The sequence below is a fragment of the Kribbella catacumbae DSM 19601 genome (assembly GCF_000372465.1).
Classification (GTDB): domain Bacteria; phylum Actinomycetota; class Actinomycetes; order Propionibacteriales; family Kribbellaceae; genus Kribbella; species Kribbella catacumbae.
Genome location: NZ_AQUZ01000029.1, coordinates 59,332 through 81,131, shown reverse-complemented (window position 1 = coordinate 81,131; position 21,800 = coordinate 59,332). Strand labels below are relative to the sequence as shown.

General features: G+C 68.8%; 24 protein-coding genes. 10 read left to right on the top strand and 14 right to left on the bottom strand.

Annotated features, from left to right (window positions below; genetic code table 11):
* The first annotated feature begins 66 nt into the window (after window positions 1-66).
* Both A3ES_RS0127160 and A3ES_RS0127155 read left to right on the top strand, forming a co-directional pair.
* Complete coding sequence (locus tag A3ES_RS0127160) at window positions 67-729, top strand: potassium channel family protein (RefSeq protein WP_020389996.1); 663 nt, start codon at window positions 67-69, stop codon at window positions 727-729.
* On the top strand, window positions 729-1,397 hold the full coding sequence (locus A3ES_RS0127155; protein ID WP_020389995.1) for a potassium channel family protein: 669 nt from the start codon (window positions 729-731) through the stop codon (window positions 1,395-1,397). The genes A3ES_RS0127160 and A3ES_RS0127155 overlap by 1 nt, the downstream gene beginning before the upstream one ends.
* Window positions 1,398-1,465: 68 nt before the next feature.
* Here the strand turns inward: A3ES_RS0127155 and A3ES_RS0127150 are convergent, their stop codons facing one another.
* The 5 genes from A3ES_RS0127150 to dut form a co-directional block, all read right to left on the bottom strand.
* Complete coding sequence (locus tag A3ES_RS0127150) at window positions 1,466-2,731, bottom strand: hypothetical protein (protein ID WP_026163239.1); 1,266 nt, start codon at window positions 2,729-2,731, stop codon at window positions 1,466-1,468.
* Between the two features lie 115 nt (window positions 2,732-2,846).
* A complete protein-coding gene (locus tag A3ES_RS48645) occupies window positions 2,847-3,677 on the bottom strand; it encodes a DUF3159 domain-containing protein (protein WP_020389993.1) in 831 nt (276 codons plus the stop codon).
* Window positions 3,670-4,059 carry an OB-fold nucleic acid binding domain-containing protein gene (locus tag A3ES_RS0127140; RefSeq protein ID WP_020389992.1) on the bottom strand — a complete coding sequence of 130 codons (390 nt, stop codon included), beginning with the start codon at window positions 4,057-4,059 and terminating at the stop codon, window positions 3,670-3,672. The genes A3ES_RS48645 and A3ES_RS0127140 overlap by 8 nt, the downstream gene beginning before the upstream one ends.
* Window positions 4,060-4,127: 68 nt before the next feature.
* Complete coding sequence (locus A3ES_RS0127135; protein WP_020389991.1) at window positions 4,128-4,823, bottom strand: DUF3710 domain-containing protein; 696 nt, start codon at window positions 4,821-4,823, stop codon at window positions 4,128-4,130.
* Between the two features lie 118 nt (window positions 4,824-4,941).
* Entirely contained in the window at window positions 4,942-5,394 is a 453-nt protein-coding gene (gene dut, locus A3ES_RS48640) for a dUTP diphosphatase (RefSeq protein WP_040455703.1), read from the bottom strand.
* A 52-nt stretch (window positions 5,395-5,446) separates the two neighbouring features.
* On the opposite strand from dut, the gene A3ES_RS0127125 reads away from it, so the two are divergent.
* Complete coding sequence (locus tag A3ES_RS0127125; protein WP_026163242.1) at window positions 5,447-5,902, top strand: DUF3093 domain-containing protein; 456 nt, start codon at window positions 5,447-5,449, stop codon at window positions 5,900-5,902.
* Window positions 5,903-5,934: 32 nt separating this feature from the next.
* Window positions 5,935-6,222 (top strand): DUF4235 domain-containing protein, encoded by a 288-nt coding sequence (locus A3ES_RS0127120; protein WP_020389988.1) that lies wholly within the window; start codon window positions 5,935-5,937, stop codon window positions 6,220-6,222.
* Here the strand turns inward: A3ES_RS0127120 and A3ES_RS0127115 are convergent.
* From A3ES_RS0127115 to A3ES_RS0127100, 4 genes are all read right to left on the bottom strand, one after another.
* Window positions 6,219-7,028 (bottom strand): DUF427 domain-containing protein, encoded by an 810-nt coding sequence (locus A3ES_RS0127115; RefSeq protein WP_026163238.1) that lies wholly within the window; start codon window positions 7,026-7,028, stop codon window positions 6,219-6,221. The two genes, A3ES_RS0127120 and A3ES_RS0127115, sit on opposite strands and share 4 nt — an antisense overlap.
* Window positions 7,029-7,144: 116 nt before the next feature.
* A complete protein-coding gene (locus tag A3ES_RS48635; protein ID WP_012921380.1) occupies window positions 7,145-7,444 on the bottom strand; it encodes a DUF4193 domain-containing protein in 300 nt (99 codons plus the stop codon).
* 278 nt (window positions 7,445-7,722) lie between these two features.
* The gene (locus A3ES_RS0127105; protein ID WP_020389986.1) at window positions 7,723-8,523 is read right to left on the bottom strand and encodes an inositol monophosphatase family protein; all 801 of its coding nucleotides are present in this window, start codon (window positions 8,521-8,523) and stop codon (window positions 7,723-7,725) included.
* A complete protein-coding gene (locus tag A3ES_RS0127100; protein ID WP_020389985.1) occupies window positions 8,520-9,647 on the bottom strand; it encodes a ferrochelatase in 1,128 nt (375 codons plus the stop codon). The genes A3ES_RS0127105 and A3ES_RS0127100 overlap by 4 nt, the downstream gene beginning before the upstream one ends.
* Window positions 9,648-9,724: 77 nt before the next feature.
* On the opposite strand from A3ES_RS0127100, the gene A3ES_RS0127095 reads away from it, so the two are divergent.
* Window positions 9,725-10,924: an MFS transporter gene (locus tag A3ES_RS0127095; protein WP_020389984.1), complete on the top strand. Its 1,200-nt coding sequence runs from the start codon at window positions 9,725-9,727 to the stop codon at window positions 10,922-10,924.
* A 39-nt stretch (window positions 10,925-10,963) separates the two neighbouring features.
* Entirely contained in the window at window positions 10,964-11,860 is an 897-nt protein-coding gene (locus A3ES_RS0127090; protein WP_020389983.1) for a MerR family transcriptional regulator, read from the top strand.
* A gap of 8 nt (window positions 11,861-11,868) precedes the next feature.
* Here the strand turns inward: A3ES_RS0127090 and A3ES_RS0127085 are convergent, their stop codons facing one another.
* On the bottom strand, window positions 11,869-12,483 hold the full coding sequence (locus A3ES_RS0127085; RefSeq protein WP_026163237.1) for a trimeric intracellular cation channel family protein: 615 nt from the start codon (window positions 12,481-12,483) through the stop codon (window positions 11,869-11,871).
* Window positions 12,484-12,720: 237 nt separating this feature from the next.
* On the opposite strand from A3ES_RS0127085, the gene A3ES_RS0127080 reads away from it, so the two are divergent.
* The 4 genes from A3ES_RS0127080 (at window position 12,721) to A3ES_RS0127065 (ending at window position 16,061) form a co-directional block, all read left to right on the top strand.
* Entirely contained in the window at window positions 12,721-13,803 is a 1,083-nt protein-coding gene (locus A3ES_RS0127080; RefSeq protein WP_020389981.1) for an aminoglycoside phosphotransferase family protein, read from the top strand.
* 17 nt (window positions 13,804-13,820) lie between these two features.
* Window positions 13,821-14,648 carry a formate dehydrogenase accessory sulfurtransferase FdhD gene (fdhD, locus tag A3ES_RS0127075; protein ID WP_020389980.1) on the top strand — a complete coding sequence of 276 codons (828 nt, stop codon included), beginning with the start codon at window positions 13,821-13,823 and terminating at the stop codon, window positions 14,646-14,648.
* Between the two features lie 67 nt (window positions 14,649-14,715).
* On the top strand, window positions 14,716-15,312 hold the full coding sequence (locus tag A3ES_RS0127070; protein WP_051084820.1) for a sigma-70 family RNA polymerase sigma factor: 597 nt from the start codon (window positions 14,716-14,718) through the stop codon (window positions 15,310-15,312).
* A gap of 5 nt (window positions 15,313-15,317) precedes the next feature.
* Window positions 15,318-16,061, top strand: a complete 744-nt coding sequence (locus A3ES_RS0127065; protein ID WP_020389978.1) for an anti-sigma factor — start codon at window positions 15,318-15,320, stop codon at window positions 16,059-16,061.
* Window positions 16,062-16,174: 113 nt separating this feature from the next.
* Here A3ES_RS0127065 and A3ES_RS0127060 read toward each other — a convergent pair whose 3' ends face one another.
* The 4 genes from A3ES_RS0127060 to A3ES_RS0127045 all read right to left on the bottom strand — a co-directional run bounded on the left by A3ES_RS0127060 (window position 16,175) and on the right by A3ES_RS0127045 (window position 21,719).
* Window positions 16,175-17,179 (bottom strand): aldo/keto reductase, encoded by a 1,005-nt coding sequence (locus A3ES_RS0127060; RefSeq protein ID WP_026163236.1) that lies wholly within the window; start codon window positions 17,177-17,179, stop codon window positions 16,175-16,177.
* A 184-nt stretch (window positions 17,180-17,363) separates the two neighbouring features.
* The gene (locus tag A3ES_RS0127055) at window positions 17,364-17,771 is read right to left on the bottom strand and encodes a MerR family transcriptional regulator (RefSeq protein ID WP_020389976.1); all 408 of its coding nucleotides are present in this window, start codon (window positions 17,769-17,771) and stop codon (window positions 17,364-17,366) included.
* A gap of 43 nt (window positions 17,772-17,814) precedes the next feature.
* Complete coding sequence (locus A3ES_RS0127050) at window positions 17,815-20,592, bottom strand: AAA family ATPase (RefSeq protein WP_020389975.1); 2,778 nt, start codon at window positions 20,590-20,592, stop codon at window positions 17,815-17,817.
* Window positions 20,589-21,719: a metallophosphoesterase family protein gene (locus tag A3ES_RS0127045; protein ID WP_020389974.1), complete on the bottom strand. Its 1,131-nt coding sequence runs from the start codon at window positions 21,717-21,719 to the stop codon at window positions 20,589-20,591. Before A3ES_RS0127045 ends, A3ES_RS0127050 begins: the two co-directional genes overlap by 4 nt.
* Window positions 21,720-21,800 lie beyond the last annotated feature (81 nt).

Genomic DNA, 21,800 nt, shown 5'->3' with positions numbered 1-21,800 from the left:
GTGTAGCGTCTATCCCTGCCGAGACCGATGCCAGTGGCCCCAACGGGGGCGAGGAGTGATCACGGAGTGCACGTCGTCATCATGGGCTGCGGCCGCGTCGGGTCGACGCTGGCCCGGACACTGGAGAAGCGCGGCCACACGGTCGCGATCATCGACCAGTCCGCCGACGCCTTCCGCCGGCTGAGCGCCAACTACTCCGGCCGCACCATCACCGGGATGGGCTTCGACCGCGAGGTGCTGACCGAGGCCGGGATCGAGGAAGCCGAGGCGTTCGCGGCCGTCTCGAACGGCGACAACTCCAACATCTTGGCCGCGCGCGTCGCCCGGGAGAACTTCGGCGTCGAGAACGTCGTCGCCCGGATCTACGACCCGGGCCGCGCCGAGGTCTACCAGCGGCTCGGCATCCCCACCGTCGGCACGGTGAAGTGGACCGTCGATCAGATGATCCGGCGGTTGCTGCCGAGCGGTTCGGAGCCCGAGTGGCGCGACCCGTCCGGCACGGTCCGGCTGGCCGAAGTACACGTGAACTCCGGCTGGGTCGGCCGGCTCGCGATGGACATCGAGAAGGCCACCGGCGCGAAGGTCGCGTTCCTTACCCGGCTCGGCGAGGGCGTGATGCCCAAGCCCGACACGGTGATCCAGGAAGGCGACCTGGTGCACGTCATCATGCTGGAGCGCGAAGCCGCGGCGATCGAGTCCCAACTAGGCGCCAAACCTGAGGAGCTGTGATGCGGGTAGCCATCGCCGGCGCGGGCAACGTCGGACGATCGATCGCTGCGGAGCTGCTGGAGAACGGCCACGAGGTCCTGCTGATCGACAAGGACCCCCGGGCGATCAAGGCCGAGTCCGTACCGCGAGCCGAGTGGCTACTCGCTGACGCCTGCGAACTGTCGTCCCTGGAAGAGGCTGCCCTGCAGCGCTGCCAGGTGGCGATCGCGAGCACCGGTGACGACAAGACCAACCTGGTCGTTTCCCTGCTGGCCAAGACCGAGTTCGGCGTACCGCGGACCGTTGCCCGGGTCAACCATCCACGCAACGAGTGGATGTTCAACGAGGCCTGGGGTGTGGACGTAGCGGTGTCCACGCCGCGGATCATGTCGGCGTTGGTGGAAGAGGCCGTGTCGGTCGGCGATCTGGTCCGGCTGTTCACCTTCCGCCAGGGCGACGCCAACCTCGTCGAACTGACCCTGCCCGAGGACTCCCCGATGATCGGCCTGCGAGTAGGCGACATCGACTGGCCGATCGACACCGCCCTGGTAACGATCATCCGGGAAGGCCGCGTCCTGCGCCCCGACCCGGAAGGCACCCTCGAGCTCAACGACGAACTACTCTTCGTCGCCGCCGACGAAACCGAAGAACAACTCGAAGACATGCTCTCCCCACACCACCGCAAGTGACTCCGCCGTCGCCCTCACGCCTAGCCGCGGCTTCTCCGTCGCCACTGCGGCGACAGAGAAGTCCGGTACTACGCCCCGCGGGCTGGTTCCAGGTCGATGGGTGGGTAGGGCGAGTCCTGGAGGCCGAGGTTGCGCCAGGTGAAGCGGGGGATGCGGGCCAGGAAGCCGCGGAGGAAGTGGGAGTTGGCGCCGATCACTTCCTGGCTGTGGACGTCGACCTCGAACCAGGCCCAGTCGTCGACGAACTCGAAGGTCGCCGGTGGGTTTGCCATCAGGTACTCCATCTGGCGCGGGTGGATCACGTCGTACGCATACTTGGTGTCCGCCGCGTGTACTGCGAACTGGTCGTTGAAGGCGCCGCTCTCGAAGCTGATACCGCGGCCGATCCCGCGGAGCCCGACCTTGAGTTCCGGCATCCGGGCCGGCAACTGGAAGCCGAGGATCGTCTCGTTGTGTTCCTCGACCACGGTCCGGGTCTGGCTGCGGCCCTCGCTGTCGGTGTAGCGCTCGGTCCGGCTCGTCTTCCACTCGTGCACGAACGCGACGAAGGGCGGCCCGTCGCCGTCACGACCCCGGATCACGTCCTTGGTGGCGTGGTCATAGCCAGACCGCTTTGCCGGAGTCGTGTCCAGCAGGCTGTCGTCTTCGCCGACCCAGTGCCAGTCCGGGTGATGGTAGAACCTCAGCCGCGCCGGCGGCTCGGACTGGATCCAACGGTCCAGCTCGGTAGCGTCGATCGCCGCGGCGACGGTGGCAAGCTGCTCCAGCCAGGGGGCGAGGAGCTCGGCGTCCTTGCGCGGCGGATCCAGCACGACCAGTTGGTCACCGTCGATACCGAGGTTCAGATCGGGGTGTACCGCGGCCATCGCGTTGAGCCGCTCGCAGACCTGCGGGGTCAGAACCTCCGCGGCGTACGCCGGGTCGAGCGCGCCGATCTGCCAGCCCGCTCCCAGCTGCGCCGGAGCTGCCACCTTGGCCGCGCGTACGCCGTACCGCGGCCGTGCCTGCCCTGCCATGATCCACAGTTCCGGGAGCCGGCGAGACAGGGTGACCATCCCGACCCAGCCCTTCCAGTTCTCGGCGCCGTACTCGATCACCTGGAACGACCTGCCCGAGGTCTGGCCGCTGATCTGGTCGTCCGGATCCCGGCGGAAGCCGAGGCCGAACGGCGGGTTGCTGAGCCGCGCGACGGCATCGAACGTCGGGCTGGTCTCAAAGGCCCAGCCGCGGTCCCGCAACGACCGGACGTACCGCTCCCGTCGCACCATCACGACCAGACCGATGCCGATCGCGACCGCCGCCAGCACCAGGATGATCACTCCAGTGGAATCCACACCATCTCCTCGCTCCGCGGCGTCTCCAGGACGGCCCCGATTGTTCCCCTACCGAGGGCCATTCGACGCTACGAAGCGGACAGCAGTTCCCTGCGATCGGCGCTGCGAGGAGCTGTTACTTCTTGCCGCCGGCGCGGAGCAGCCCGGTGACGTGGTCTCGGGTTTCGTCCCACTTGTCGTCGGGCAGGGAGCCTCGGAGTACGGAGTAGGACAGCCAGAGGGCCAGGGCGTAGAGCGGGAGGCCGAGGCCGATCTTGGCGATGCCCAGGGCATTCAGTTGCTCGGTGAGGTAGAGCGGGATCTGGATCACCAGCCGGACCGCGAAGAGGCCGGCGAAGACCAGGGTGGCCCGGTTGAAGCCTCGGTACATGTCCGGGTCGCGGCGCCAGGCCGCGCCGGTTTGGGTGATCAGGCCGTAGATGGCACCGAACAGCGGCCAGCGGACGACGATCGAGAGGCCGTAGATCGTCAGGTAGACGCCGCTGAGGATCATGCCGGGCAGGTAGACGTTCTCGGCCTTGCCGCTGCGGTTCGCGACCCAGGCGGAGAAGGCCACGCCGATGAAGCCGCCGATCACGTTGCGCAGGGGCTGCTTGCGGACCAGCCGGAGCAGCGCGACCGCGGCACCACACGCGACCGCGACGATCAAGGCGAGCTTGAGGTTGTGGTCGGAGGCCGCGTAGACGATCATGAACGCGATCCAGGGCAGCCCGATGTCGAGCAGTGCGCCCCAGCCGCCGAGGGCGTGGAAGAAGTCCTTGTCCGTGGTCGCTTCCGGCTTGGCCGGGCCGTCCTCAGCGGACTGTGCCTCGGTGGACTCGGCCGTCGAGTCGTCGGCGGGCGGTACCGTCCCGGCCGCCTCGACCTCGGGTTTCAGGATCTCGACGAGCTTCTCGTTCAGGTCCTCGTCGAGCTGGTCGCGGTGGGTGCCCTGCGGCTCAGCCATGCGCGGCCGTCGGACGGAGTTCGTAGCGCGGGTTGAACATCACCCGGTCACCGTCCACGACACCGATCCGCCCGGATGCGATCATTTCCGATCCGGGGTGGATGCCGGCGATCTTGCGCCGGCCCAGCCAGACCAGCTTGACCGTGCCGGTGCCGTCGTACAGCTCACCCTCCAACGCCGGTACGCCGCCGCGCGGGCTGAACGTGATCGTGCGCAGCGTGCCGTACAGCGTCACCATCTCCCGGTCGTGACAACCGGTGATGGACCGCGCGCCACAGTCGTGCGCGAAGTCCTGGAGCACCGCGGCGTCCTGCTGATCCCGGTCGCCGGCCAAGCCCCGGAAGGCGCGCTTCCACAGCCCCCCGGCTTTCTCGCTACCCATGAGGTCAGTGTAGTCCGCTCGTGAGCGTGCTCAGCCGGTATCCGGAACACCCGACACGGCGCACTGGCTCAGGCCTCTTCCTCGGCGGCCGGCTGGGCTCCGGCGGGCAGCCGCAGGACCAGCGATTCGCGCGGCGCCATCGGCTCGGCGCCACGGACGACGACCACATTGCGCAGCGCCTGCTCCATCGGCGGCGCGGCGTCCGGCTCGACCGCGGCGCGGCCCAGCACGGTGGCGCGCAGCAGCCAGCGCGGGCCGTCGACGCCGATCACCCGGGAGGTCTGGCTGAAGATCTGCCCTTCGGGGTCCTCGACCGGTACGACGAGCACGAGCTCGGTCCCGAACGGGCCCTCGGCCTCGGACGCGGTGCCGCCCATCCGGGTCGCCTCGGAGGCGATCTCGCGACGGACCTCCGACCAGATGCCGCTCGTCTTCGGCGCGGCGAACGCGCGCAGCTCGAGCGCGGAGTCCTCCAGCACCAGCAGGATCGCCTGGACGTCGCCGCTGGCCTCGTCGACCTGCAGCCGCAGCTCCATCCCGGGCAGCCCGGTGATCACCAGGGCGCCGAGGTCGATCCGGTCCTCTGCCTCCAGCGTCTCGGCGTCGACCTCGGTCGAGTCGAACGGGCCCGCGCTGCGGCCGACCGGCGTACCGGCGTCTTCCGCGTCGGCGGCGTCGCCTTCTTCGGCAAGGTCCTCCTCATCGCCGAAGAAACCGCCGGTCGTCTCGGCGTCGTCGTCCTTGCCCTTGCGACGGAAGATCACTGCTCTTGCCCCTACTTCCTTGTGAAAACCGGCTCGTTCGTCAGATCCGCGGCCGCACGCCTGTCGCGGCGGCCCGCCGTAGTCTCGCGCATGCCACAGGTCATCGGCGTGCACCTGTTCAGCGTGTCACACCACCGAAGCCGCCGGTCGAGCCGTGTCCGCCCTCGCCGCGGTCCGACCCGGGCAGCGTCCGCACCTCGACGAACCGGGCCTTCTCGACCCGCTGGATGATCAGCTGCGCGATCCGGTCGCCACGCTTCAGCGTCACCTCGGCCGCGGGGTCCAGGTTGATCAGGCACACCTTGATCTCGCCACGGTAGCCCGCGTCCACGGTGCCCGGCGCGTTGACGATCGAAACGCCATGTTTCGCCGCCAGCCCGGACCGCGGATGGACGAACGCGGCGTACCCGTCCTGCAGCGCGATCGCGATCCCGGTGCCGACCAGGGCGCGCTCTCCCGGCTTCAAGGTGACGTCGCTGGTCGTGACCAGGTCGGCGCCGGCATCACCGGGATGCGCGTACGCCGGTACGGGCAGGTCGCCGTCGAGCCGCTGGATCAGTACCTCAGTCATGAGAGGTGACCCTATCGACGGGCCCCGACAGGCAACGTGCCAGGCTGGTGCTGTGGAGCAATACAGGGAACGGCTGAGCGTGCCAGTGAGCTGGTGGATCATCGCCACTGCCGCAGTGATCACGCTGTACGTCATCACCGCCGTCCCTGTAGGCGTCGGAGCAGGCATAGCGGTCGCTGGGATCGCCGCGGCTCTACTGGTCACCCTGTTCGTCCGGTACGGCGGTGCTGTGGTCGCCGTCGACTCCGAGAAGCTGCGGGCCGGCAAGGCCGCCATCGAGCGGGAGTACCTCGGCAAGGCCGAGCCTCTGTCCGGCGAAGACGCCCGCAACGCCTTCGGCCGTGACTGTGATCCCGCTGCCTACCTCGTACTGCGTAGCTACCTGTCCGGCGCAGTACGGGTCGAGCTCACCGACCCGCAGGACCCAGCACCGTACTGGCTGATCGCCACGAGGCACCCAGAACGACTAGCGGCGGCCCTGACGGCTGACAGCGTGGCAAGATCCTGAGTAGCAGGGGGATCTGTAGCTAGGAGGTAGTCGTGGTTGGAGCCAAGATCGGCTGGAAGCTCGTACTCATGGCATTCACGATCGTGGTGTCACTGGTCGCCAACAAGGCGGTGACGACCGCCTGGAAGCTCGGGTCCGGCGGCAAGCCACCGAAGGACAACCAGGCCGGCTACCTCGAGATCGTCACCTGGGCCGTCGCCAGTGGCGCGTCCGCAGCCGCCGCCAAGCGCTTCGCCGAGGACCGCGCGGCGAAGTACTGGGTCAAGTCGACCGGGACCCTCCCGCCCGGCTACGAGGACAAGGACCTGGAGAAGGTCTAAGAGACAGAGAACTCCTGACGAACCGACTCGGCGTGCGGGCCGCTCGGCCGGTCGCGGAGCTCCCCGTCGACGTACACGTCCACGTCGTCGTCGAAGAACGACACGAGCCCAGCGAGCTCCCTGACCTCCTTCTGCGGCTCCAGATAGCTCCAGAACAGGTTGGGAGCGCCCTCGACCGAGTAGTAGGTCGCGTGGCCTTTGTAGGCGCAAGCGGTATGCCGCTCGCTCGGCAGCAACTCGGCGACCACGTCCTCGCGCGGTAGGTAGAAGCGCGTCGGCAGGGTGGTCTCGAATACCAAGCTCGGCCGGCTGCTCTCCGCCAGCAGCACCCCATCACGCTCGACCCGGACCGACCGAGAGCTCGCCCGGACCACCACTCGGTGGTACGGATCCCGAGGGTGCGACACGAGCCGCTCATCTTCCTCGTACCACTCGTCTAGCGCCTTGAAGTCCAGTACTACGTACTCGGCCAGCTCCGGATCGTCCGGCCGGAAGCCGGCACCCGCCAGCCCATCGACGTCTACTACCTGGCCAGGGCACGAGTGCGCGAGGAAGGGGTGGCCCGGGTGCAGAATGCCCTCCGGCGCCGGCACAGGCTCTACTGACGACACAGTCAGCTCAGCACCCAGCTCAGCCACCGGTACGGCGTACGAGGCCACCACCCGGCGTGGTTCCCAGACCAGCACAGCCCGGGTGGTGTTCACCAGCTCGCGGCCGCCGGAGATCGCCCGGAGCCGCATCTCGGTCGGTTCGTGGCGCAGCAGCCCCAGTCCGGACGCCCACAGGTCACCCATGCGCTTACTCATGTCTTCAGAGTAGGTACCCGGCCTGTTCGAAGACATGACAACGGGACCGCCCCCTTGGAGGGGACGGTCCCGTGAGCCGGTACGGACTCAGCCGAGCAGGGCGAAAGTGCTGTGGTTCAGGCAGCGCAGTCGCGGCAGATCAGCTGACCGTTCTTGCTGTTCGCGAGCTGGCTGCGGTGGTGAACCAAGAAGCAGCTCGAACAAGTGAACTCGTCGGCCTGGCGCGGGAGGACCCGCACAGCCAGCTCTTCGTGGCTCAGGTCGGCACCGGGCAGCTCGAAGCTCTCGGCGGCCTCGGCCTCGTCCTCGTCGACCTTGCCGGAGTTCTTGTCGTGACGGCGAGTCTTCAGTTCCTCGATCGACTCTTCGCTGGAGTCCTCGTCCGTCTTGCGCGGGGCGTCGTAGTCAGTCGCCATGGTGTTTCCCTGCCCTCTTGTACCCGTGGTGTTGCCTGCTGAGCCCTTGAACGGGTAAAGCGGCCGAGAAATTCCGCACTGGAAGCCCTCGTTCCCCGAAACCCTTGACAGACAGGCTGGCAGCGGCATCAATACCGCCCCCGAGGCAGGGATTGTGCCCTATCGACGGGCCTTCGCGCGCGTCGGGGTCCACCTTCTGACCAGCGTGTCGCGGATTGAGACAGTACCGAACAGTCGATTGCTCATTAGTGCGTGCTACTGCGCACTAATGAGCAGTTTTAGGATCTGAGCGGGTTGGTGGCAGCGAGAGCATCGTGCAGCGCACCGAACACGGCCGGGGTGGCCGCGATCGACATCTCCGGCGAGACCGGGGCTCCATCGAGGCCGCCGACCGTCGCACCGGCCTCGGCGGCGATCAGCGCACCTGCTCCGTAGTCCCACGGGTTCAGCCCGCGCTCGTACACGGCGTCCAGTCGGCCGCAGGCGACGTAGCAGAGGTCGATCGCGCCGACACCGATCCGGCGGATGTCACGGACCTTGGTGATGAGCGACTGCACCACCTCGGCCTGCACCTGACGGCGGGTCGCGTCGTACCCGAAGCCGGTGCCGACCAGCGCCTTGCTCAGGTCCGGGCACTCCGAGACCCGGATCGGCTTGCCGTCGAGGAACGCCCCGCCACCCAGCGTCGCGGTGAAGACCTCACCCTTGGGGGCGTCCACGACCACGCCGGCCACCGTCTGGCCGTCGTACTCGACCGCGATCGACACGGCGTACGTCGGGATGTCGTAGAGGTAGTTGACCGTGCCGTCGATCGGGTCGACCACCCAGCGAACGCCGCTGGAACCGTTGACGTCGTCGCCCTCTTCGCCGAGGAACGAGTCGTCCGGCCGAGCGGCCAGCACCCGGGCCCGGATCAGCTCCTCCGACTCCCGGTCGACGGCGGTGACGATGTCCGTCGCCGTGCTCTTCGTGTCGGCCACCGTGACCGTGCCCCGGCGGCGCTCGACGATCAGCTCGGCCGCTTCGGCAGCGACCTCGACCGCAAGCTTCAGCAGGTCCTGGGGGTTCTCGGAGCTCATACAGATTCCTTCGATGCCGGTACGGCGGTAGGGGCTGATGCGGTTGCTACTGACTGGGCTGTAGCGGGGCGGCGTGGGGCTGGGCAGCAGTCGGGCCGGCAGCTGTCCCAGCCGGGGCCCAGCTTGCCCACGCAGGGCCGTGGAGGCTGCTCCTGGCGCTCTGCGGCCGCCCGCTCGAGTACGAGGTCGCGCAGCATCGTCACGAACTGCGAGTCGGTACCAGGAGTCGCGGCACGCGCCATCGGCAGGCGGAGCTTCTCAGCAGTCGCCAGTGCCTCGGTGTCGAGGTCATAGATGACCTCCATGTGGTCACTGACGAACCCGAGCGGTACTACGGCGGCCCCGGGAACACCGGCGGCCGACACCGCCTCCAGGTGGTCGTTGATGTCCGGCTCCAGCCAAGGCACCTGCGGCGGGCCGGACCGCGAGCAGTAGACGAGGTCGGTCCTGCGCTCGACCCCGGTACGCCGCTCCAGCTCCGCGGTGATCTCGGCGGCCACGTCCAGGTGCCAGTCGACGTACCCGTTGCCGTCCGGGCCGCTGGTCTCGTTCATCGAGTTCGGGATGGAGTGCGTCACGTAGGCGATCGCGGAGCCCTCTGGGAGTTTGCTCAGCGCCTGGGCTGTCGACTCGACGAACGACCCGACGAAGCCGGGGTGGTTCGCGTAGTGCCGCAGCTTGTCGAGCACCGGCGCACCCTCGACCGCGGCCGTCGCGTCGGCCAGGTTCTCCCGGTACTGCCGGCAGCCGGAGTACGACGGGTAGGCGCTCGTCACGATCACCACGGCACGCCGTACGCCGTCGGCGGTCATCTGGCGGAGCGTGTCGGTCAGGTACGGCTCCCAGTTGCGGTTGCCCCAGTAGATCGGCAGGTCGACGCCCACCTCGTCGAAGGAGGTCCGCAGCGCCTTCAGCAGCTCGCGGTTCTGGTCGTTGATCGGGCTGCGGCCGCCGAACGAGTAGTAGTGCTCACCGACCTCTTTGAGGCGTTCGTCCGGGATGCCGCGGCCGCGGGTCACGTTCTGCAGGAAGGGCAGCACGTCCGCGGGCTTCTCGGGTCCACCGAAGGAGAGCAGCAGGACGGCGTCGTACGGGGTTGGATCAGGCGTCAGCTCGACGGGCATACCTCGATGATCCCAGGCGCGCTGCAAATGAGTGCGCGTGGTCCCCTGGATGGGAGCTAGGGTGAACACGATTTCCGATGCTCAAGCCCTATGTACACCTCATGCGCCGGCCCGGCGCCCGTGCCTTCTTCGTCGCCGGGATCGTCGGTCGTATGCCGATCTCGATGCTCGGTCTGGGCATCGTCATCCTGATCGCGCGGGAGAGCGACTCGTACGGTCTGGCGGGCGCGGTCTCCGGCGTAGCGGTGGTGGCCGGCGCGCTGACCGGACCGGTCCAGGGCCGGATGGTCGACCGCTTCGGGCAGCGGATCCTGATCCTGGCCGGCACCGTACTGTGCACGATCGCGCTGGCCGGGCTGCTCGTCGCCGTCCGTGCCGACGCGCCGTCATGGGTGCTGTACCTCGTGTCGTTCGTTGCCGGTGGCACCCGTCCGCAGGTCGGCTCGTTCGTCCGGGCTCGCTGGACGCATCTGCTCGGCCGGGGCCGGGCGCTGCAGACGGCGTTCGCCCTGGAGGCCGTCGGCGACGAGGTCGTCTTCATCGTCGGCCCGGTCCTGGTCACCGCCCTCGCCACCCAGGTCAGCCCGTACGCCGCTCTCGCAGCGGCCGGCGTACTCGGTCTGGGTGGAGGCATCTGGCTGGCAGCACTCCGCGCGTCCGACCCACCTGGCCGCGGCAAGTCGGACGGCACGGAGAAGGCGCCACTCCCCTGGCTCTCGCTGCTCCTGCTCAGCATCATCGGGCTGGGCCTCGGGGCGACGCTGGGCAGCGCCGAGGTGGTCACAGTCGCGTTCACCGAGGAGCAGGGGCAGCCGGGCATGTCCGGCGTCGTACTGGCCGTGTGGGCGCTCGGGTCGCTGCTGGCAGGGCTCTGGTACGGGTCTGTGCACTGGCGGGCGCCTGTGGAGCGGCGGCTGCTGCTCGGCACGATCGCTCTGGCGATCACGCTGGCTCCACTCCCCTGGGTCGGCAACATCCTCGCGCTCGGCGCGGTGCTGTTCGGCGCCGGTCTGACGATCGCGCCGACGATGGTCGCGGTCACCGCCTGCGTCGAGGAGTGGGTACCGCCACAGCGCCTCACGGAGGCGATCACGTGGACGGTCACCGGGCTGCTGCTCGGTGTTGCCCCCGGCAACGCCGCGGCCGGGCACGCGGTCGACATCTGGGGCGCGTCGACGGCGTACTGGGTGCCGGTCACCATCGGCATCGCGTGTGCGCTGATCGCGAGCGTCTCGGTCACCTTCGCCCGGCCCCGCACCCGCTTCGCCCACAATTGAGCTTGAGTCTCCCCCGACGGGAGACGCGAGGGTGGTGGCATGAACGAGCTCTACTCGATCGGTGCACTGGCCCGGCGGACCGGATTGACGGTCAAAGCCATCCGGTTCTACTCCGACCGCGGGCTCGTACCGCCGACCGACCGCAGCCCCGCCGGCTACCGCCGCTACGACCTCGCTGCCGTCGCCCGCCTGGATCTGGTCCGCTCGCTGCGTGAGCTCGGGCTCGATCTCGGCGTCATCCGCCGGATCCTGGATCGCGAGATCGCGCTCTCTGACGTCGCCGCCGCGCACGCCGACGCGCTCGCCGTCCAGATCCAGACCCTGCGGTTGCGACGTGCGATCCTCACCGCGGTGGCCGAGCGCGGCTCGACCCTCGAGGAGCTGAATCTCATGCACCGCCTGACCCGACTCTCCGAAACCGAACGACGGCACCTGCTCGAAGACTTCCTCGACAGCACCTTCGGCGCGGATCCGCTGTTCGCGGGCACCCGCCGGACGCTCACCGCCGAACTCCCGGACAGCCCCTCGCCCGAACAACTCGAGGCCTGGATAGAGCTCGCCGAACTCTCCCAGCAGCCCGACTTCCGGGCGACCGTGCGGCAAATGGCCGCCGACCACAAGTCCGCGGATCTCCGTCCGGACCTCGTCGCGAGGATCCGGGAGATGGTCCGCCCGGCCCTGGTCGCCGGCGTCGAGCCCAGTTCGGTCGGGGCGCGTCCAGTCGTCGCGGCCGTCTTGGCGGAGTACTCGGCGACAGTCGGGCCCAGCCCTGACGAGACCCTCCGCAGGCGCCTCGTCGAGCTGCTGCAGACGGCCAATGATCCTCGGTGGGCCCGCTACCTGGAACTGCTTGCCATCGTCAACGAATGGGACCCGCTGGAGCCACTCGGCCCGACGTACGAGTGGACCATCGAGGCACTGCGATTGGCCAGCTAGCGCTAGCTCTAGGACGTGCGGGGTAGCGGGGCGTTCCAGCCGCGGCGGATGGCGAAGAGGCGGATCACGAAGCAGACGACGGCGGCTGCGAGTGTGGTCCAGGATGCGTCGTAGCCCAGCGCGTCGACGACGACCACGATCCCGGCGCCAAGGAACGCCGGGGTCGCGTAGATCTCGCTGCGCAGTACGACCGGGACACGGCCGGACAGCAGATCGCGGATGACTCCGCCACCGATCCCGGAGATGGTGCCGACCAAGGCAGCCGACAGCGGAGGCAATCCGTACTCAAGCGCCTTGCGCGCGCCGGTGACGCAGAACAGCGCAAGCCCGGCCGCGTCGAAGATGTTCACCAGCCGTTCGAGCCGGCCGATCCCGGGATGCAGGAAGAAGGTGATCAGCCCGGCCGCCACTGGCACCACCAGGTAACGCCAGTCGACCAGCGCGGCCGGCGGCGTCGCCCCGATCAGCACGTCCCGGATGAACCCACCACCGAGCCCGGTCACCAACGCGAGCACCTGGATGCCGAACACATCCAGCTTCTTGCGTACTCCGACCAGCGCACCGGTGATCCCGAAAACGAAGATGCCGACCAGGTCGAGCACTTCCAATGGCCATCCACTCACCTCCGCACCGTAGCGGTCCCGAAGCCCCAACCCATCAAAGCCGCCTCCCCGAGCACCCCCAACCCCCCGCTCACCGCCTGCGACGCCCTTGGCGCTCAGGCGTTTGATGGCGTGGAGCCCCGGCCCGGGGGTGGGGATCGGGTTCGGGGCGGGGCGGGCTCCGGTCCGGGGGCGGAGTGGGATCGGGCCCGGCAAAAGGGGCGGCGCCGGGAGGTGCTGGGCACCTACTCTTCTGGGATGAGTGGAGCACCGGTCGTCGACTACACCGCCACTTCGGCGAGGCCGCCATGGAGCGCTCTCCCGAGCTCCCTCCGTACTGCGCTGGCAGTTGCCCTAGGCACCGAGATCGTCGAGGCCGGTCCGTCGGTCGGCTCCGGCTTCACCGGCGGCTTCGCGGCACCCCTGAAGCTCGCGGACGGCCGCGAGGTCTTCGTCAAAGCCACCGACGACACCTTGCACTCCTACCGGGCATACCAACGCGAAGCCGAAGTCGTCCCCCAGCTCCCCACCACCATCCACGTCCCCCGCATCGTCGCCACCGCACATGCCAGCGCACCCATCGCCACCACCGCACCCAGCGCCCCACGCGAAACCGCGCCCATCGCCCCACAGGCCCCGGAGTCCAGCGCCCCTCGCGGCACTTCTGAGGGTGAGGTCCGGTGGTTTGCTGTTGTGTCTGAGCGAATCGCCGGGCGGATGCCCGGCCTGCCCTGGACCGCCGAGGACTTCGCCACGGTGACAGCAACCTGCGAGTTGATGGCGGCTGCTTTGACGCCGAGCCCGTTCGCCGGCCTGCGACCCTTCACCGACTCGATCGCCGCGAGCGACTTCCCGGATCAGCTCCCGGCGGAGATCCTCACCGGCCAGAGAGCGCTCCCCGACGGCTTCCAACCCTGGCTGGGCGACCGCCTCCGCGAGATCCAGGACCTGGTCGACCTCTACCCGGTCACACTCGCCGGCACGTCGGCGATGCACACCGACCTCCGCCCCGACAACCTGCTCCTCGACAGCGCGAACACCTGCTGGACGGTCGACTGGAACTGGCTCTCACTCGGCCCGTCCTGGTTCGACTGGTTCTGCCTGCTCCCCCTGGCCCACCGCGACGGCATCGACACCGCCGCCGCGATCAAGGCCAGCCCGCTGACGGCCGGCGTACCGGCTGAGCACCTCGACAGCGTCGCCGCCATCATCGGCACCTACATGCTCAACAAGCTCGACGCCCCACCACCTCTCGGCTGCACCATCGAGCTCCGTCGCCACCAGCGCCTCTACGCCTGGGCCTTCCTCGACTGGCTCGCCATACGGCGCGACTGGGCGTGACGATCTAACTTGGAGCTATGAGCAGAGGACCCACCACCCGGTACAAGGTCGAGGTGCAGGACGGCGCCAAGACGTCCCGGCGTGAGGACGTGGTGGTCACCGAGGAGCCGCTCGAGCTTCGCCTCGAATGGCCGGGCCGCCCGCCCGAGCCGCTCGTCGTCACGATGCGGACGCCCGGGAACGACTTCGAGCTGGCCGCCGGGTTCTGTCTGGGCGAGGGGTTCGCAGTACGGCCGGGAGCGATCTCCACAGTCGCCTACTGCACAGACGTGAAGCTGACACACGAGCAGCAGTTCAACACCGTCACGGTCACCTTCGACGGACCGCCCGACCGCGAACCACCCCAGCGGTACGGCGTCACGTCGGCCGCCTGCGGCGTGTGCGGTCAGCAGAGCATCGACGAGCTCGCCGAGCGCGACTACGACCCGGTCGACCCGGTAGAGGTCCCGCTGGATGTAGTACTGCGCCTGCCCGATCTCCTGCGAGAGGCGCAGCCCACCTTCGGACGGACCGGCGGCCTGCACGCGGCAGGCTTGTACACCCCCGAAGGCCAGAAGGTCATCGTGCGGGAAGACGTCGGCCGGCACAACGCCGTCGACAAAGTGGTCGGCTGGACCGTCCTCAACCAGCGCAGCCGCAAAGGCCTCGCGCTCGTCGTGAGCGGCCGGATGGGCTACGAGATCATCCAGAAGGCGGTCGCTGCCGGCCTCGGCATGATCGTCGCGGTCGGCGCGCCGTCGAGTCTCGCCGTCGACCTGGCCAGGCGGTTCGACGTCACCCTCGTCGGCTTCACCCGCGGTGAGCGCTGTGTGATCTACAGCGCGCCCGAACGCGTCCTGCGCTGACCCATCCGATGACGCCCTCGCTCCGAAGTACCTCCGACCAGTTCCATCGACCGGGAGGTTGCGACCTGTGAGCGAGGAAACGGCCTTGCCGTGGCCGCGGGTGGTCGACCCGTCCGCCGGCAGCCCGGCCGACCTGATGGCGCGGGTGGCGCGCGGTGATGCCGACGCGTTCGCTCAGCTGTACGACCTGATGGCGCCCCGCGTCTACGGCCTGATCCGGCGGGTACTGCGCAACCCGGCGCAATCCGAGGAAGTCACCCAGGAGGTGATGGTCGAGGTCTGGCGCACCGCCACCCGGTACGACGCCGACCGCGGCTCGCTCACCTCGTGGATCCTGACGATGGCGCACCGCCGAGCGATCGACCGGGTCCGCTCCGAGCAGTCGTCCACCGATCGCGAGCAGGCGGTCGCGGCGGCGAGTTCGATCACGGAGTACGACGAGGTCGCAGAAGCGGTGACCACGAATCTCGAGGTCGAACAGGTTCGGCACTGCCTGTCCTCGCTGACCGAGCTGCAGCGGGAGTCGGTGACGCTGGCGTACTACGGCGGATACTCGTACCGGGAAGTGGCGGAGCTGCTCGACGCCAAGCTCGCGACGATCAAAGCACGCATGCGCGACGGCCTGATCCGGCTGCGCGACTGCCTGGGTGTGACGGGGAGGTGAGGGCCATGACGACACCGGAAGTGCACGCACTGACCGGTCCTTACGTACTGAACGCTTTGCCCGAGGACGAGCGGACCGGATTCGAGGCACACCTCGCCGACTGCCAGTCCTGCAGCGCGGAGGTCGCAGAGCTACGCGAAGCCGCCAACAAACTCGGTACCGCGGTCGCTACCGACCCACCACCGCCGTTGAAGGCCCGCGTCTTAGCCGAGATCGCGACCACCCGCCAACTACCCCCGCTGGTGAAACCCGACGCACCGACCACCGAACCAGGCCTGGCGCCGGCGCCGGTCCGCCGCAGGTTCAACCGCCGCTCCTTCTTCAGCCTGGCCGCAGCCGGCCTCGCCGTCGCGGGAGCCGGTGGGATCGCGATCGACCAGTACCGCGAAAACTCCAGCACCCGCCAGGAAAACGAGCAACTCGCCGCATTGCTCGCCGAGCCGGACGCCCAAACGGCCCGCGGAAACCTCAAAACCGGCGGCCAGGCAACGATCGTGATGTCCCCAGCCAAGGACCGCGCCATCGTCCTACTCCACAACCTCCCCAAGCTCCCCGCCGACAAGACCTACCAACTCTGGCTGATGGACAAGTCCCGCGACCTACACTCGGTCGGCCTGGCCACCACCGACGAGTCCAAACTCATCCAGGGCGGCATCATCGGCAAGATCGCCCTCGGAGTCACCGTAGAAAACAAGCCCGGCGCCTCCGAACCCACCCTCACCACCGCCACCGTCATCCCGATGGCCTGACCGCCCGGACCGCCACCACATGCCAAGTACGGGGGGTGGCGGTCCGCCAGGCGGGGTTGAGCGTCAGGCAGGTTCGGCTGGCGAGGTTGGTGTGTGGTGGCGGTCCGGGGACGTCACTGACGCTCGGGGGAATCGGCCAGGAGTGTGTCGATTTGCTGGCGGGCTGCGTCGGTTAGAGGCCCGAAGGGGATGGCGGCGGCGTGTTCGGCTACTTGGGAAGGGGTGCGGGCGCCGGGGAGCGGGATGATCGCCGGGTCCAGGGCCCAGAGGTAGGCGAGGGCGCCTTGGGTGAGGGTTCTGCCGTTGGTGGTCAGGAGTTCGCGGACGGCTTCCAGGCGGCCGAGCCAGTCGGACATGGCGTCGTCGTCGAAGTAGGTCCACCACGGGGTGTCCCTGCGTACGTCGTCCTCGGTCGGGCGGTTCGACAGGTTGTACTTGCCGGTCAGCAGGCCCATCGCCAGTGGCGTGCGGGCGAGTACGGCGAAATCCTGCTCGTGGGCGGCCTTCAACACCTCGGGGTTGTGGCCGAAGACGTTGAGCTGCGACTGCACGCTGACCGCCGTCGACTTGCCGAAGGTGGCAATGATCGCCGGGTCGTCGACACTCGTACCGAAGTCCTTTACCTTGCCCTCGGCAACGAGTTGCTCGAGCGTCGCCACCACGTCCTCAGCCTCGGCCGGCGTATCGGCGCCGCCGTGCAACTGGTAGAGATCGATCGACTCCACGCCGAGCCGCCGCAGACTCCCTTCGCACGCGGCCCGGACGCCCGCCGGCGACACGTCTTTTCCGCCACCCTTGCGGGTCGCCTCATCAAACAGGTTTCCAAACTTTGTCGCCACGAGCACCTCGCCCCGCACGCCGGCCGGCAACTGGCTCAACGCCCTGCCAACGACCCGTTCGCTGTGGCCGGCGCCGTACACGTCCGCCGTGTCCAGCAACCGGATGCCGGCGTCGACCGCGGTGTGGATCATCCGGATGCTGACCTCGTCGTCCACCTCACCCCAGCCCGCGGGCCGGCCGTCGAACTCCCACGGTCCCCCGATCGCCCAGCACCCGACCCCCAACGCTCCAGTACTGCGTCCGTCGCGCCCGAGCCGTCGTCCTGTTGTCGCTGTCATTGCCTTCTCCTCACCTCCGCAGGGCATGCGGAGTCACGGCAGCACGGCAAGACCGTGTGCCTGATCGTCAATTTGAGCCAGCGAACTCACCTGATCATTCGCCCCCTTTTGCCCCTCGGTGGAGACAGCCCGGAGTTGCCGGGTGAGCGGCGAGGGTCAAAAGGGGGCGAATGATCAGGTGGGTTCAGTCGCGAGGCGGCGGTTCTTTGCCGTCCTCAGCAGCCTGGTAGGCCGCGATCTTCCAGTCGATGACCTCGAGGTCGGCTTCCAGTTGCCGCAGGTCCCCGATCACCCTGGTGCGGTGATCCCGCAGCAACGCCAGCCGTCCGGCGCGATCCCGGTCGCCCTCCCGGACGTGCCGGGTGAACCGCCGCACCTGCTCGATCGGCATCCCGGTCCGCCGCAGCCGGATCAGCACATCCAGCAACCCGATGCTGAGCTCGTCGAACCGCCGCCGCCCACCACCGTCCCGCGGCAACTCACCGAGCAGCCCCTCACGGTCGTAGTACCGCAAGGTGTCGATGGACAACCCGGACAACCGAGCCGCCTCACCGATCGTCACGCCACCATCCGGCACCTGAATCGAGGTCATACCCCTACCCTCCAACCTGGAGCCCACTCCAGGTCAAGTCCTTTCAGGATTCGAGTTTGAGGTAGGTGGCTCGGGGGACGTATTCGTAGCGGTCTGGCATGCAGGTCAGGATGATGATCTGGCCGTGGTCGCCGGCTCGGCCGAGGAGGGCGCCCATGTCGCGGAGGCGGGCCTTGTCGGACCAGCCGAGGGCGTCGTCGAAGATGACGGGGACGCTGCCTTCGCCGGTGCTGACCAGGTGGCTGATCGCGAGGCGGGTGATGATCGCGAGTTGTTCCTGGGCGCCTGTCGACAGCGATTCGACGCGGAGGCGGGCGCCGTCGAGTTCGCGCTCGGCGACGGCCAGGTCGTCGTCCAGCCACACCCGGAACGACGGTCCGTAGACGCTCCGGCCGAGTGCCTCGATGCGAGTCTGCAAGGGCTCCGAGTACTTCGTCTGCGCCTCCGCGCGGTGCCGACCGAGGGTTTCGTAGACCCGGCGAGCCGCGTCCGCGCGACGCTTCAGGCTCTCGTACTCCGAGCGAATCGCGGCCAGATCCAGCTCGGCCGTGTCGCGCCGGGTCGCCAGTCCGTCCCGCCCCGACTGCTCCAACCGGCCCTCGGTGGTGCGCAGCGAATCCCGCAGTACGTCGCGTTCGCCCTGCAGCCGCGTCGCGACCGCCAGCGCATCCGCCAACTCCCCCGCGACCTGATCGGCCCCGGCGGCGTCGACCTGCTCCTGTACTGCGGTCAGCTCGTCGAGCACCGCCTCGACCTCGCCGGTCGCCTCGACCTCAGCTGTCTCGACATCCTCATCAGCCAGCAGTGCACGCGCGGCCTCAAGCGCCTCGACCGCCGCGGCCAATCGCTCCCCTGCCAACTCGGCCCGCGCCCGCGCCTGCTGAGCCTCCGACCGGTCCTCGTCGGCCGCCTTCCGCGCCTGCGCCGCCGCGAACTCCGCGTCCCCGAGCAACCGCTCGGCCTCGGCCAGCCCGGTCCGCGCGTTCTCCAACCGCCGTTGCGCCGTCGCCAGCTCACCGATGTCGAGAGGCTCGGGGATCTCGAGATCCTCGAAGTCGAAGGCGTTCTCGTCCGGTTCGAACTGCTCGAACAGCGACATCTGCCCCGGCACGCTCTCGACCGCAGGCTGCTTGCTCGGCGGCTCCTCGAAAACCTCTTCGCCCTCGGCGAACCCGAGTCGCGAGGTCAGTACGGCGATCCGCTCCGCCGGGTCGCCGCCCGAGGTCAGCGATCGCTCGGTACGCCGGGCCTCCTGCAACTCCGCCGATGCCAGATCCCCCTTGCGCAACAGCTCTCGCGCGGCCGGAAGATCCTTGACCCGGGCCTTCTTCAGCAGATCCTTCTCGCGCCGGACCGCCTCGTCCACAGCCGCTCGCAGAGTCGCCGCCTCACCACCCGCGCGAACCCTGACCTCCACCTGCCCCGGTACGCCGACCACCAACTCGCCGGACACCAGCAACTCCACCGAGCCGTCCTCATCCAGCGACGAAGGCACGTTGCGCTTCGACCCGGCATCCAGCCCGGTCCCCGACAACTCGACAGCCTCGCCACCAAGCCGCCGTACCGACACTTCCGGTACTCCGGCCGCCAGCGCCGCGCGCGCCTCGACGATCTTCGCGCGCGCATCCTCCAGCGCGTTGACCATCGCGTCATCCACCAGGATCGCGTCGAGCACAGTCCCGGCGGCGGCGATTCGAGCCCGTACGTCGACCAGCTCGGCCTGCTGACCCAGCAGCCGATCGAGCTCGGCCCGGTCCATCAGGGACGAGACGAGCCGCTCCACATCCTGGACCTCGGCGCGCCGCTCGTCCTTGAGCTCGACGACCTCCGCGAGCGCCGCCTCGGCAGCGTGCACGGTCTCGGCTGCCTTCCGAGCGACCTGGTCGGCGTCCGTCCAACGCTCGGCCAGCTCGCCATCGGCCTTGGTGAAACGCTCGACATCGACCAGCAGGCGCTCGCGTTCGAGCCGCGTGCGGGTGTGGTTCTCCAGCCGGGCGCGAGCAGTCTCGGCACGACTCCTGATCGAGTCCCGGCGGAGCAGGATCTCGTCGGTGGCCTTCTTCCGTTCGCGCAACTCTTCGACAGTCAGCAAGTGCTCGTCCAGCCGACCGGACAGGTCGGCCAGGTCGAGAGCGAGCCGCTCGGCACGGCGGATGTCGGCGAGCACCTCGTCCATCGCCTTCAATGCCTGCTCGGCCGCGAGCTCGGCGGCCGCGACGTGCTGCGCCGACTTGGCGAAGTCGCCGGTCGGGCGGCCGCCGCGAGTCCAGTAGCGCAGGTACTCGTGCTCCACGGCGGTCACCAACGGCATCGAGGCGCCGTCGACCGGAGTACCGGATTCTGCCGTCACCGCGGTGATCAGCGGCTCGGCGTCGGCCGGGGTCGGCAGGACGAGCGACTGGCCCTGGCCGACCATCAACGTCTGCCAGAGCACGGGGTCGACGTTCTCGGCGAACCTCCGCTCGGCCTCGTTGTGCGCCTCGCGGCCGGTCCAGCTCTGCCGCCGGCCGTCCGGTTCGACGACGGACAGCTCGGTGGAGCGGTTCTTCAGCCAGCGTTTGGTGTAGGTCAGCTCGCGTCCGCCCAGCGTCAGCTCGACGGTCACCTCGGGCGCGACGTCCTGGCCGACCGGCTGGATGTCGCGGATCCGGGTCGACTTCGAGTCGTCGGGGAAGTCGAAGACCAGCGCGAACGCCTCGACCAGACTGGACTTGCCGACCTCGTTGTCGCCGACGATCACCGTGGTACCGATGCCAGGCAGGTCGACGGTACGGTCCTTGACGCCGCGGAAGTTCCGCAGCGTCAGTCGATGCAGCCTCATCCCGCGTCCCGGGCCAGTCTGTGCATCAGTGTGAGGGCCGCGCCGGCGCCCTCGTCACCGCCGGCCAGCGCCTGCCGCAACTCCTCCATCGCGGCGCGCGCGGGACCGCTCAGCTGCAGCGCGTCGAGGTCCGCGGCGTCGGGTGCCGGCCGGACCGTCCAGAACTTCGCCCACCGCTCCACGCTGGCGAACACCTCACCCAGCGAATCGATCGTCGCATCGAGCCGGCTGAACAGCGGCAACGGCAGCGACCCGTCGGCGGCGAGCCGGACGTAGGTCCGCTCCTTCTCCGGCAACTCGGCGAAGAAGTCCTCCAGCGCGGTCAGCGACTCCTCGTCGTACAGCTCCGCGTGGTGCTCGACCATGTGCCAGGCACCGACCCGGATCGGCTCGACCTCGATCGTGTCGGCGCCGAGCGTCACCTTCAGCACGTTGCCCGGATGGGTCTCCTCGGGCGCCGTGACCTCCTGCGTCCCGGAGAACCAGATCCGCTCGGTCACCTCGGTCGTCGAGTGCCTGTCGCCGAGGCCGACATAGTGCAACCGGCCATCGGCGACCGCTGCTTCGAGCGCCGCCTGATCGATCGTCGGTACGTCGGACATGCCGCCACTGAGGCTCGTCAGCTGCCCGTGCGCGAGCAGGATCCTCGTCGTACCGGCGGGCGCGGGTTTCAGCTCGGCGTACCCGGGAGCGGCCGGGTCGGAGACCGGCCGGCGTGAACGCCAGGGGGCGCCGACGATCTCGACACCCGGCAGGATTTCGAGCGGCCTGCTGTCCGTCACGACGATCACGTGATCGGGTGCGTGACCGGACCACTGTGCCGAGGACCAGAGCGAACCGGGCTCGAGCGCGTCGTGGTTGCCGGGCAGCAGCACCACCGGCACCTCGATCCGCTTCAGCGCCTCACAAGCGCGCAAGATCGTCTGCCGCTCGACCTGGTTGTGCTCGAACACGTCCCCGGTGACGACCACGAAGGCCGCGCCGGTGTCCTTGGCGACGTCCCCGATCCGCATGACGGCGTCCAGCCGCGCCTGAGCCCACCGAGCCTGACCGTCCGGCCCCAGGAACCGGCGCATCATGCCCAGCTGCCAGTCCGAGCTGTGCAGAAAGGTGATCGAGTCGTTCATCGCGTTGAGAACGCTAACCCGCCCCGCCGACATCTCCCAACCAACACACCCACAACCCCCGTGATGCCCGCCATCCGAACA

Bases quoted from the DNA above. Each gene is read 5' to 3' on its own strand.
- A3ES_RS0127155 (WP_020389995.1), top strand. From the start codon at position 729: ATGCGGGTAGCCATCGCCGGCGCGGGCAACGTCGGACGATCGATCGCT.
- A3ES_RS48645 (WP_020389993.1), bottom strand. From the start codon at position 3,677: ATGGCTGAGCCGCAGGGCACCCACCGCGACCAGCTCGACGAGGACCTG.
- A3ES_RS0127140 (WP_020389992.1), bottom strand. From the start codon at position 4,059: ATGGGTAGCGAGAAAGCCGGGGGGCTGTGGAAGCGCGCCTTCCGGGGC.
- dut (WP_040455703.1), bottom strand. From the start codon at position 5,394: ATGACTGAGGTACTGATCCAGCGGCTCGACGGCGACCTGCCCGTACCG.
- A3ES_RS0127115 (WP_026163238.1), bottom strand. From the start codon at position 7,028: ATGAGTAAGCGCATGGGTGACCTGTGGGCGTCCGGACTGGGGCTGCTG.
- A3ES_RS48635 (WP_012921380.1), bottom strand. From the start codon at position 7,444: ATGGCGACTGACTACGACGCCCCGCGCAAGACGGACGAGGACTCCAGC.
- A3ES_RS0127105 (WP_020389986.1), bottom strand. From the start codon at position 8,523: ATGAGCTCCGAGAACCCCCAGGACCTGCTGAAGCTTGCGGTCGAGGTC.
- A3ES_RS0127100 (WP_020389985.1), bottom strand. From the start codon at position 9,647: ATGCCCGTCGAGCTGACGCCTGATCCAACCCCGTACGACGCCGTCCTG.
- A3ES_RS0127095 (WP_020389984.1), top strand. From the start codon at position 9,725: ATGCTCAAGCCCTATGTACACCTCATGCGCCGGCCCGGCGCCCGTGCC.
- A3ES_RS0127090 (WP_020389983.1), top strand. From the start codon at position 10,964: ATGAACGAGCTCTACTCGATCGGTGCACTGGCCCGGCGGACCGGATTG.
- A3ES_RS0127080 (WP_020389981.1), top strand. From the start codon at position 12,721: ATGAGTGGAGCACCGGTCGTCGACTACACCGCCACTTCGGCGAGGCCG.
- fdhD (WP_020389980.1), top strand. From the start codon at position 13,821: ATGAGCAGAGGACCCACCACCCGGTACAAGGTCGAGGTGCAGGACGGC.
- A3ES_RS0127065 (WP_020389978.1), top strand. From the start codon at position 15,318: ATGACGACACCGGAAGTGCACGCACTGACCGGTCCTTACGTACTGAAC.
- A3ES_RS0127060 (WP_026163236.1), bottom strand. From the start codon at position 17,179: ATGACAGCGACAACAGGACGACGGCTCGGGCGCGACGGACGCAGTACT.
- A3ES_RS0127055 (WP_020389976.1), bottom strand. From the start codon at position 17,771: ATGACCTCGATTCAGGTGCCGGATGGTGGCGTGACGATCGGTGAGGCG.
- A3ES_RS0127050 (WP_020389975.1), bottom strand. From the start codon at position 20,592: ATGAGGCTGCATCGACTGACGCTGCGGAACTTCCGCGGCGTCAAGGAC.
- A3ES_RS0127045 (WP_020389974.1), bottom strand. From the start codon at position 21,719: ATGAACGACTCGATCACCTTTCTGCACAGCTCGGACTGGCAGCTGGGC.